The organism is Desulfobacter vibrioformis DSM 8776 (assembly GCF_000745975.1).
Lineage (GTDB): Bacteria > Desulfobacterota > Desulfobacteria > Desulfobacterales > Desulfobacteraceae > Desulfobacter > Desulfobacter vibrioformis.
In genome coordinates this window covers 1-10665 of record NZ_JQKJ01000051.1, presented here as the reverse complement: position 1 = coordinate 10665, position 10665 = coordinate 1, and the positions used below count along the sequence as shown (strand labels likewise).

Sequence of the window (10665 nt, the reverse complement as noted above, 5' to 3'; positions counted from 1 at the left end):
ATAAAGGTTGTGTGGTGCTTCTCTTTATAAAAGGTTACTCGTGAACAATCAAGTTTTCCGGGTGGTTGGGCAGGATTGGAACTTCAGTTCGGTAAAACTTTTATAGTATAAACCGGCCGCCGCTGATGATTTAAAAAGTTGCCTTCTGTGCTTTAATTTTTACCCAAAAGAGATAATAGCTTTATTGATTTGATACCTTCAACTTGTAGCGGTAATGAAAGTGTTGTGGAACGAAAGGCCATAAACCAACAGGATACTATTCCCTTTTTTTAAGGGAGGTGTTTCATATAAAACAGTCATGGGCGTAAAGCCCACAACGAACAATGAAACTAAAGACAACAACAATGCAGGGCTAAAATGGGCACCCAGGCACTTTGCCTTCTTGTTTCCTGTATTTTGTCTATAGTTTCTTATCACTCACAGCGGCACTTCCGAAATCGCGCCTGTCAATGGAACCTTTTATGGGGAGCCTTTTATGGCTCTAAATCAGCTAAAATGTGGTGATTTCTCACTCCTTTTTCTGTGAAAAAAGACAAGTGCCGCTGTAGTGTTATAAACTGGTTACAACTTCCGCCTAACCAATATAGCCTGTGCTATGTTATGTGCTCAAATTGAACGATGTGGGCAGATTATCGAACGGCGAAAGCAAATATTTACTGAGTACCGTAAAAAATTTTTAAATATCCCGGGAATTGGATTTCAGCCGATTTCATTATGGGCAGAACCTGCTCCTTGGCTATTTTGTATTACGGTAGAAGAAAAAGCGTATGGCCGTTCACGTGATGAGTTGATGAGTTGATGAGATTATTAGACAAGGAGGGGATTGAGTCGCGTCTTTTCTTTATACCCCTACATCATTTGCCTCCATTCCGTGAAGAATCACGACGGTGTGGCGAGAATCTACCTATTACTGATGACTTGAGCCAATCTGGAATGAATTTAACAACTTATACACAGTTGGAGAATGTAAACTTGGATAGAATTACGCAGATTATCCGTTCCTAAAAAAGGTAAAAATGGAGTGCATAAAAATGCAAACGTTAGAGTTTAAAAAAGTAAGTCCTGAATTTCAAAAATCGATAGAGGTTTTCTTTAAAGATCTTGAAGAAAGCGGAATTGGACGTTATTTTCATCCGCATCCATTATCAAAGGCCGAGGCGCAAAGAATCAGTCAATATGCGGGCCAGGATCTTTACTATGTGGCAGTCATAGCAAACCGCGTTTTAGGATATGGCTTATTGCGAGGATGGGATGAAGGTTACACTATCCCCAGTTTAGGGATCTCCCTACATCCATCAGCGCAAGGTCAGGGTTTGGGCAGGGCCTTTATGTATTTTCTTCATGCTGCGACCCGGCAGCGCGGAGCTGTTAAAGTAAAGCTAAAATGCTACCCAGATAATATTCGCAGCGTGAATTTATATAAGTCACTCGGATACACTTTTCAAGCTGTCGAGGAAGATGGACAACTTGTTGGGTTATTAAACTTAGTATGAAGCCTTTAAAAATATGCCTTGATGCCCGTCTTATTAGCGGAACAGCCGGAGGTGTTGAACAATTTGTTATCGGCCTTGCTCATGGATTATCTCAGTTGACGGATGGTCAAGAAGAATATTATTTTTTGGCCTATTCTGATGCAGATGAGTGGATCAAACCATATATCTCTGGGCCATGTCGAATACTGCATTGCTCGAAGGCTCCTCGAAGCTCACGTTTGAAGACTTTACTAAAAATTAATGCGCCTAAGCTTTACGATCTCTTACAAAAACTTTATCCTGTTTCCGAACGCTGGAAGATAAGCAATTTGTGGTCAGATGGTACAATTGAAAAAGCTAAGATCGACATTATGCATTTTACACATCAGGTAGCATTTCTCACTAAAGTACCAAGCATATATCACCCACATGATCTTCAACATATACATTTGCCTCATTATTTCAGTATGAGCAAACGCGTGCTCAGAGAATTGCTATACAGGATATTTTCTAGTCGAGCTAAACTGGTAGCAGTATCTTCGTCTTGGGTAAAAGCTGATTTAATTAGGAATTACAATCTTTCAAATGAAAAAGTGCAGGTTATACCACTTGCTCCGGTAATTAACGCATTCCAAGAACCAACCCATGATGATTTTACAAGTGTTCAGCAAAAATTTTCATTACCGGATTCTTTTATTTTTTACCCTGCTCAGACGTGGCCGCATAAAAATCATTTGGGCTTGCTTGATGCCGTGGCAATCCTGAGGGAACAATATGGCATGGTTGTATCAGTGGTTTTCGCAGGTTCTATTTCTGGAACATTTTTCTTGGAAATCAAGCGACATATTGAATTATTGCGATTAGATGCACAATCTTGTTTTCTTGGGTTTGTGACTTCGTTTGAATTGCAATGCCTATATAAACTGGCTAAATGTGTAGTGATTCCGACCAAGTATGAGGCAGGGAGCTTCCCGATTTGGGAGGCTTTTCTTTCAGGAGTTCCAGTAGCTTGCTCAAATGTAACCTCCTTACCTACACAAGCAGGAGATGCGGCGTTAATCTTTAATCATGAGCAGCCGGAAGAAATCGCCGAAGCAATCAGACGGTTATGGACAGATGAATCTTTGCGCCAGACATTAATTGAACGTGGGCATAAGAACGTGAATCGCTACTTGTGGGAACGCACGGTGCGCATATTTCGGGCACACTATAGGCGCATTGCTAAACATCCGCTCACTGAAGAAGACCAGAAGCTGTTGATAGCACCACCATTGATGTAAGCGGATTTAGGGGTATGATTTGTTGAATTGTCTTTTTGGGTCTTGGGCATCCTTAGCTTTTTGACGGCATTCTGTGGCATGGAGCGCTATAAAACCTTCTTGAGCCCACTCACCATTTCATACGGCGAAAAATATATGAAAAAATTTAAAAAATGCCTTCTGGAATACAGAAGGAATCTGAAAGCGGAAGATAAAAAAAATAAGGATAAAGATATGTTGGAATTTGCCTCAGAGTTTTGGAAACTGCGATGGATATTGCTGAAGAAGCCTTCCAACCTGACTGAAAATGAACGTGAAAAGATAGAAGCGCTTGAAAAAAGGGACAGTGGCTTTATTTCAAAATCCCGAATATTTACCAAAATATTATTAGCTTCAGTTCCTTCGTTATAAACAAAAAAATGCTTTCAATTTCACTGGAAAATGCTTTTATTTTATTGGGATTCTATGCCTTTATAGCCTCAATACTTGCCACCTTGAAATATCGTAATGTCATCAATCCAATTACTTCCGCAAGCATTACACAAGTTGGAATGTATACTATTTTGTCAGGAATTCTTGCTAATTATATTTTAGCAACAAACGCCTACTCCCTTATTGATAGTAAACAAACTATTCTCTTTGCTGCAATTAATTTCACCGGTTTATTGATACCTTTCTTGTTTAAAGGTTCATTTCTTACAATTATTTTTTTTAAGATCATGAATTTTACCGGTTTAAACCTTATTAGTAGCGCAAAAAAATACAATACTTTCAAGTTTTTTTGTTTTTTGTTATGTATAATAACATCATATTGTTTATTACTAAAAATAGGTGGGGGTGGGATCTTATGGATAACTGATACCCGCAGAGCTTATCAAAATTTTCGTTCCGGGGCTGGACTATTTTTTCTTTTATCTCAATGGGCTATTACGTTCACATTTATTTACTACCTGTGGTCAAAGCATCCTATAGGTATAAAACTATTAATTGTCTCAGTCTTTTTTTCTTCTTTGGCATATTTTACCGGTTCAAAAAATAATATATTGATCATTCTCATTGTTGCCTTATTTTATAGACATTTTAAAATTAAGCGAATATCATTTTATAATTTATGCGCCATGGGTTTATTCTTTTCTGTATTATTTTTATCATTACTTATCCTCCAAGGATCTACGTCTTCACTATTGGAATCAACCTTCTATTTTAAAGATTATTTTGATACGACAACAAGATTTTTATCAAGATTCGATGAGTTTGAATTTCATTATGGAAAAGGCTGGTTATCTTCCCTATGGTTTTATTTTCCCCGTGGTCTATTTCCAGGAAAGCCTTATGAATACGGACAGACCCTGATTCATCAAGTTCTTTTCCCCGGAAAGGCTGAGATGGGAAATACTCCAGGTCTTTTAAATTGGTCATTATCTTATTTGGATTTCGGAGTGTTGGGTGTATTTTTTCATGGCCTTATTAACGGTTTTATTAAAAGAATGGCTTATGAATATTTCCTAAAAAACCGCGAAGAATTTTTTGCTTTTATTCTTATGATTCATTTTTCTATATGGCCTATATTTAGTTTTTTAAACCAAATTCCGACCTTGATTATGTGTCTATTTGTTAGTATTTTCTTACGATTAGTTTTAGTTAGTAGGAGCTCTGATAAATCTGATAAAACCATTAAATCACATATTTCAATTGAAGAATATAACGTTTGATGGAAGCTGAACATGAGAACCAATGATTATATCTCAACTTTCTGACATTGAATTTAGGTAACTTCTCAATAAGTGTGGGCGATTATTAATTTGGAAGGCACTAATACTCAATGTCAGAAAGTTAAAAAACTTTCAGATTAAAAACACGAAGTTTAGTACTCTAATATCTTCGTGAACTTCGTGTTCTTCGTGGTAAAATAAAATCTCAATGCTTAAGTTTATGACATTGGATCGATGGATGGGAAAAATATCAATTTGACTCCTTAATTGATAAACCGCATCCTGGAAGGACACCACTGATCCATGGTGAGGAGTATGCTGAGATTATTGATATTGTAAAGAAAAATCCAAGGCAACTTAAAACTACCATTACTGGAATAGAGGAAAAGTTTGGTAAAAAAATCAGCATAAAAACCCTGAAACGGATCATAAAAAAAACTGCGTTGGTGTCGCGGACGGAAATCTCTCAAAAGCAAACGCAATGAGAATGAGTTCAGGGAAGCGCAAAAGGAAATTGAAATCTTGAAAGAGGAAGATAAGGCAAATATCATTGATTTGTATTATGTTGATGAATCTGGCTTTACCGGCGTGCCTGAGATTCCATATGCCTGGCAAGATAAGGATGAACAACTCTTACTCCCGAGTGGAAAAACTCCAAGAATCAATGTGTTGGGATTTTTGAATAGGCAAAATGACTTTTTCCCTTGCGTTTTTGATTGCTCAGTTACTTCAGATATTGTAGTGGCCTGCTTTGATGCTTTTTCATCTTACATTACCAAAAGAACCATCGTTGTTATAGATAATGCTCCAATACATCACAGCTCCATTTTTAAGGCTCAAATTGAGAAATGGGAAGAAAGAGGGCTTTTTCTCTACTTTATCCTCAAATATTCACCGGAGTTGAATCTGATTGAAATTTTATGGAGACATATCAAGTATTTCTGGTTATCAGCTTCAGCTTATAAAGGATTTGAATTTTTGGCTCATCGCGGATTAGTGTGAAAAAATGTAAGTTGATTAATTTTATTCATTTTATGCGAGATATTTGCAATCAAATCATATAAATAACAATGGGAAAGGCCAATAATAACTAATGAGGGTTTCCCATGAAATTACTACCGTACATACCAAGTTTTATAAAGGACGCATCAAAAGCCGTGAAACGAATTAGCAAGTCAGAATTCAAAAAAACGGTGGATAGCACACTCACTGAATTATTGGGCATTGCGACCTTATTTGTAACCATGTATGCTATTCGTCGAGAAGGGAATCACGAAGCACTGCATCTTTGGTGTGCCCATCGAGATGATGTTGCTTTGTGCCCTCATTGTGGTTGCCTTTCACAGAATGTCCATCAAGAAGAAAAACGATCAATCCGACATTTAGACGTGTGGGGGAAAAAGACCTTTTTGCATTTTTCAGCCCGCCGTTTCAAATGCGAAGATTGTGATAAGATCTTTTCTGAGCAATTGCCTTTTGTAGAGCCCCATCGTAGACAATCAATTGCCTTTGAACGACATGTTTACCAATCCTGTCTTGAATCGACCCGTAAGGCTGTTGCTGTACGTGAAGGGCTGAGCCACTCTACGGTTAAAGAAATATTCAATCGTTTTGCTGCATTTAAGCATAATTTGGATAATTGCAACACAATCAGGGTTCTGGGAGTAGATGAGATTTCCCTCAAAAAACGCTACAAGCAATTTGTTCTTATTATTTCAGATATTTCAAAAAAATGTGTTCTTGCAGTACTGCCTAACAGAGAAAAAGAAACATTAGAAACCTGGATTGAGTCATTGAGCCCGGAATGTCGAAAGTCAATCCGCTTTGTATCCATTGATATGTGGAAACCTTATTATCAAGCTGCCCGTAGTAAGCTGCCCCGTGCCAAAATTGTGGTTGACCGTTTCCATGTGATGAAACAACTCAATATGCGCCTGACAAAGCTCAGGACAACATATCAAAACCAATGTGGTCCCGAATTAAAAAAAATACTTAAAGGCAGCCGCTGGATTTTAGTACGCAACCGATCTGAATTGTCAAATAAAGAGGAAGATCGGTTAAAACAGATATTGCAAGAATGCCCGGAGCTTTGTACTTTGTACTTACTAAAAGAAGAATTCCGTACGATTTTTGAAAAAATAACATGCAGGGAGAAAGCTGCCCGGTTTCTTGATGCATGGTGTCGAAAGGCTATGCGAACAGGTAACAAATTGATTGCAAAATTTGTAACTACTTTTAACAATTGGCGAGATCAAATCCTTAATTATTTTATCGAACGAATTACCAACGGATTTGTCGAAGGTGCGAATAATGCACTGAGAGTAATAACACGCATGGCTTTCGGATACCGAAATTTTGACAATTTTAGGCTACGGGTAATCGCAGGGTTAGGTGTTTGTCACACTAATCCGCGATGAGCCGAATTTTTGAAAGCTGAGTTAGATAATATATTGGCAAACGTCGGTAAGGAATTTACGGTTTCGTTTTCTTAATATGGATTTATTTTTGTCCATGTACTTAGATTTGAACCCTATCTTGATAAAAAATATGCCTCAATACGAAGAACTCTTGAACTACGGCGTTATTAGCGCCTAAATTTGTCCGAACCATTGTCTTCAGAAAATTATGATCATGGTTAAAGCTTTTTTGCAGAAAGCTCACAGTATTTCGGATGAAATCATACAGACCATACTTGATCAGGTCATGGGTACGGCGATTAACTACTGAGGATTAGAAAAGGCGCCCCCCCCATATTAGCAAACGAAGGGTAATGAGGATTTTATCTCCTCAGAAAGTTGAGTCTCTGATATGAAAATTTCTATTGTAACCGTTGTCTACAACAATAAAGCAAGCATACAAAATGCGATGGATTCTGTTTTATCACAGGAGTATGACGATATAGAATATATTATAGTTGATGGGTCGTCAACTGATGGCACTGTTGAAGTTATAAAAGAAGCTGTCAAAAAATATCCTGAAGGAAGCATAAAATTTATTAGCGAAAAGGATGACGGTATCTATGATGCCATGAATAAGGGGATTGGTTTAACTACAGGCGATGTTGTCGGGTTGTTGAATTCTGATGATGTTTATGCTGACAATCTGGTATTAAAAAAGATTGCAGGTATTTTTGCTAATCCTTCGATTGACATTTGTTATGCTGATCTGGTTTATGTGGATAAATTTAATTTGAACAAGGTGATTCGTTACTGGAAGTCGTGTGATTATCGGGATGGGTTATTAAGAAAGGGATGGGTGCCGCCGCATCCTACTTTTTTTGTCAGCAGAAAGATTTATGACAAATATGGCATGTTTGATCTTGATTACAAGCTTGCATCTGATTTTGAACTCATGGTGCGGTTTTTGGGCAAATATAAAATTCCATCGGTTTACATTCCAAATGTTTTGGTGAAGATGAGGCTGGGCGGTACAACAAACAAAAACATTAAAAATATCATAAAACAAAATCTTGAGATATATCGTGCTGGAAAGAAAAATAATGTGCATATTTCTCCGCTTTCACTTACGTTTAAGAAAGGCTTAAATCGCATAATCCAGTTCGTTTCAAAGCCTATAAAGGAAGTTCAATGAATGTAGCTGTAACAGGCGGAACCGGTTGTCTCGGCCGACCGCTGATTGAACGATTAATTGCGGATGGTGCGTATCTGAACCTTTTGGCTCTTCAGAATGATGCTTTCTTAAATTGCCAGAATAATAAAGTTAAAGCCATAACCGGGGATATTAATTCACCTGAGGCCTTGGACTTACTGTGCATGGATTGCGACGTTGTTTTCCACTTGGCAGGCAGGGTTCATTCAGTACCTAGAACAAAAGAGCAAGAAGAGAAGTTCTTCCGAGTGAATGTTGAAGGAACGAAGAATTTATTAGAGGCTGCGAAAAAAAACAGAGTTAAAAAGGTTGTCTTTTATAGCACTGTAGGGGTTTATGGAAAAGATGCCGATTTTCATGGTGACGAACTTTCCACATGCAAGCCAGGCTCTGTATATGCCGAAAGTAAATACCAGGCAGAACAGCTGGTATTGAACAGCTCCAATGATGGCGGGCCGGAAGGGGTTGTCTTGAGGTTTCCGGTTGTTTATGGGCCCTTGGATAGAGGGAATGTAGCGGCTTTGATAAAGGCTGTGAGAAAGAAAATTTTTTTCTATTTTGGGGATGGAAATAGTTTGAGGAGCATGATTTCGTCGAAAAATGCCGCAGAAGCCGCAATAAGGGTCGCCTTTGAGGCAAAAGCTGTAAATGAGCTGTTTTGTGTGACGGATGGACGGGATTATACAATGAATGAGATGGTTGATTGTATCTGTGGGGCGTTGGGTATGCGATGGCGGCCGTTCCATGCGCCTGTCTTGCTGGCTGATCTGGCTGGAAAGTTTGGTGATATTTTTCAAAAATGGATACATGTTCCGTTTCCGATTGATTCTGCCAGGGTGAGGAAATTGAGTAAACCGTTGACGTTTTCCTGTGAAAAGGCAAAAAGGGTGCTTGGGTATGAGCCACTGGAGACGCTGGAGGAGGGGATAAGAAGAGAAGTTGAATGGCTTAGAGCAATAAAGAAGTGGCGTTAGCAAACCCATCAGAATTATTTGGAGTCTCTGATATTGTATTTTTTTTCGATTGTTTTAGGTGGATTTGGGGCTTGGTTCGTATCCCGACATGCATATCTTTTAGGCCTGATAGATCGTCCAAATGAAAGAAGCTCCCATGACCGTCCAACACCCAAAGGCGGCGGAATAGGGATTTTATTCGTTTTTATGATGGTTTGTATCCTTAACAAAATTACAATCTGTTTTTGGATACCGGTGACAGGTCTTTCATTGCTCAGCTTATTCGGTGACCGGATCAACTTGAATCCCGGTTTACGCCTGGTCGTACAATTTGGAGTGGCGTTCCTGTTTCTCACAGAACTCGATATATCATCGCTAACCTCCGTAAAAGGGTTTCATCAGTTTTTGATATCAATCCTGATATATGTTTCTGCAGCGGTGTATGTCGTCGGCACCGCCAATTTTTTTAATTTCATGGACGGAATAAACGGCATTGCGGGTGTAACCGGAATAATCGGTTTCAGCTTATTAGGATCTTATGGAGCAGTTGCCGGTAGGAACCCGGAGTTAAGCACCCTGTCTTTTGCCATGGTCTTCGCCTGCGCCGGTTTTTTACCGTTTAACATCCCCAAAGCCAGGGTCTTCATGGGGGATGTGGGGAGCATATTACTGGGATTTGTGTTTGCCTGCATAGTTGTAGCATTTACCCATACATTTTCAGATTTTGTCATATTAGTCTGTTTTATGTTCCCCTTCTATATGGATGAATTGATCACCATGATGGAAAGAATTATAGACGGTCAAAGACTTACCCTGCCCCACAGGCGGCATTTTTATCAGGTGTTGGTCAATGAGGGGCAAATTGCCCATTGGAAAGTGTCCCTCGGTTATGGGATTTTGCAGCTCCTTGTCGGGTTGTTTGTCTGGTTTATTGTTCAGCAAAATTTGCTACTCGGAGTCATTGGAATTGGAACTCTTGCAATCATTTTTTTCTTTATAAATATGAAAGTGAAAAATTCTATAACGGGCTCTGACCGTAACTTCTCAATAAGTGGGGGTAAATAAAAAAATATAGTAAAATTAATATATTAGAATATATACAAGGTGACTTCTCAATAAGTCCGAGTATGAAGTGTCGAAATCCACTGTTTTAAATTGCTCATTTTTTGCCGCCTTAGTCCGGGTAAAAAGACAAAAGGATAGCAAATTCAATCGCAGTTAAACAGACAAATTGAGTAACTTCTCAATAAGTTGTGGTAAATTCCGATTTTTGGAATCGAAAATGCCCTAAAATCAAAGGTTTTACTTTTAAGATTTACGAGTTTACCACAAGTTATTGAGAAGTTAGTAAATTGAGAGCTTTGTTGATGATGAGATCACTAAGATAAGGAATTTTAGGTGCTCACTCGCTAATACTTTGATTATGATTTTGGCCATTCTAATACTCTGAATTTCCATGAAAAACAGAGGGTGAAAGCAACGGACTTATCTATTCCAACCATCTGAAATAATAAGTTAATTCTAAATCAAAGTATTAGCGAGTGAGCACCTAATCGCAGGGTTAGGCTTTGTTCCTAAAAAACGTGAGAAAAATTTACGTTTTTTGAGAATCACATATTCACAGCCAAGCCTTGTGTAATCTGGCTCAAACCTTGATTGA

Annotated in this window: 11 protein-coding genes and 1 pseudogene; all 12 read left to right on the top strand. The window is 38.4% G+C overall.

Annotated features, from left to right (window positions below):
* Positions 1-571: 571 nt before the first annotated feature.
* Positions 572-799: pseudogene (locus Q366_RS22465) on the top strand (DegT/DnrJ/EryC1/StrS family aminotransferase); the annotation flags it as partial.
* Complete coding sequence (locus tag Q366_RS22460) at positions 799-1005, top strand: DegT/DnrJ/EryC1/StrS family aminotransferase (RefSeq protein ID WP_425388338.1); 207 nt, start codon at positions 799-801, stop codon at positions 1003-1005. The pseudogene Q366_RS22465 and the gene Q366_RS22460, both read left to right, overlap by 1 nt.
* 26 nt (positions 1006-1031) lie before the next feature.
* On the top strand, positions 1032-1493 hold the full coding sequence (locus tag Q366_RS18515) for a GNAT family N-acetyltransferase (RefSeq protein WP_035242071.1): 462 nt from the start codon (positions 1032-1034) through the stop codon (positions 1491-1493).
* A complete protein-coding gene (locus Q366_RS18510) occupies positions 1490-2752 on the top strand; it encodes a glycosyltransferase family 4 protein (RefSeq protein WP_035242069.1) in 1263 nt (420 codons plus the stop codon). Before Q366_RS18515 ends, Q366_RS18510 begins: the two co-directional genes overlap by 4 nt.
* A gap of 135 nt (positions 2753-2887) precedes the next feature.
* Positions 2888-3142, top strand: a complete 255-nt coding sequence (locus tag Q366_RS18505; RefSeq protein ID WP_169743001.1) for a hypothetical protein — start codon at positions 2888-2890, stop codon at positions 3140-3142.
* Between the two features lie 8 nt (positions 3143-3150).
* The gene (locus tag Q366_RS18500; protein ID WP_156968232.1) at positions 3151-4443 is read left to right on the top strand and encodes an O-antigen polymerase; all 1293 of its coding nucleotides are present in this window, start codon (positions 3151-3153) and stop codon (positions 4441-4443) included.
* Positions 4444-4673: 230 nt separating this feature from the next.
* Positions 4674-4928 carry a helix-turn-helix domain-containing protein gene (locus Q366_RS22305; protein WP_342668608.1) on the top strand — a complete coding sequence of 85 codons (255 nt, stop codon included), beginning with the start codon at positions 4674-4676 and terminating at the stop codon, positions 4926-4928.
* On the top strand, positions 4882-5445 hold the full coding sequence (locus Q366_RS21070; RefSeq protein WP_245620018.1) for an IS630 family transposase: 564 nt from the start codon (positions 4882-4884) through the stop codon (positions 5443-5445). The genes Q366_RS22305 and Q366_RS21070 overlap by 47 nt, the downstream gene beginning before the upstream one ends.
* A 104-nt stretch (positions 5446-5549) precedes the next feature.
* Positions 5550-6860, top strand: coding sequence for an ISL3 family transposase (locus tag Q366_RS18490; RefSeq protein ID WP_035242064.1), 1311 nt, complete (start codon positions 5550-5552; stop codon positions 6858-6860).
* A 391-nt stretch (positions 6861-7251) separates the two neighbouring features.
* The gene (locus tag Q366_RS18485; RefSeq protein WP_035242063.1) at positions 7252-8034 is read left to right on the top strand and encodes a glycosyltransferase family 2 protein; all 783 of its coding nucleotides are present in this window, start codon (positions 7252-7254) and stop codon (positions 8032-8034) included.
* A complete protein-coding gene (locus tag Q366_RS18480; protein ID WP_035242062.1) occupies positions 8031-9026 on the top strand; it encodes an NAD-dependent epimerase/dehydratase family protein in 996 nt (331 codons plus the stop codon). Before Q366_RS18485 ends, Q366_RS18480 begins: the two co-directional genes overlap by 4 nt.
* 33 nt (positions 9027-9059) lie before the next feature.
* Positions 9060-10070 carry an MraY family glycosyltransferase gene (locus Q366_RS18475; protein WP_156968231.1) on the top strand — a complete coding sequence of 337 codons (1011 nt, stop codon included), beginning with the start codon at positions 9060-9062 and terminating at the stop codon, positions 10068-10070.
* The last annotated feature ends 595 nt before the right edge of the window (positions 10071-10665 follow it).

Excerpts from the sequence above, each read along its gene's own strand:
- Q366_RS18505 (WP_169743001.1), top strand. The coding sequence starts at position 2,888 with ATGAAAAAATTTAAAAAATGCCTTCTGGAATACAGAAGGAATCTGAAA.
- Q366_RS18485 (WP_035242063.1), top strand. The coding sequence starts at position 7,252 with ATGAAAATTTCTATTGTAACCGTTGTCTACAACAATAAAGCAAGCATA.
- Q366_RS18515 (WP_035242071.1), top strand. The coding sequence starts at position 1,032 with ATGCAAACGTTAGAGTTTAAAAAAGTAAGTCCTGAATTTCAAAAATCG.
- Q366_RS18480 (WP_035242062.1), top strand. The coding sequence starts at position 8,031 with ATGAATGTAGCTGTAACAGGCGGAACCGGTTGTCTCGGCCGACCGCTG.
- Q366_RS18500 (WP_156968232.1), top strand. The coding sequence starts at position 3,151 with ATGCTTTCAATTTCACTGGAAAATGCTTTTATTTTATTGGGATTCTAT.
- Q366_RS18510 (WP_035242069.1), top strand. The coding sequence starts at position 1,490 with ATGAAGCCTTTAAAAATATGCCTTGATGCCCGTCTTATTAGCGGAACA.
- Q366_RS18490 (WP_035242064.1), top strand. The coding sequence starts at position 5,550 with ATGAAATTACTACCGTACATACCAAGTTTTATAAAGGACGCATCAAAA.
- Q366_RS22460 (WP_425388338.1), top strand. The coding sequence starts at position 799 with ATGAGATTATTAGACAAGGAGGGGATTGAGTCGCGTCTTTTCTTTATA.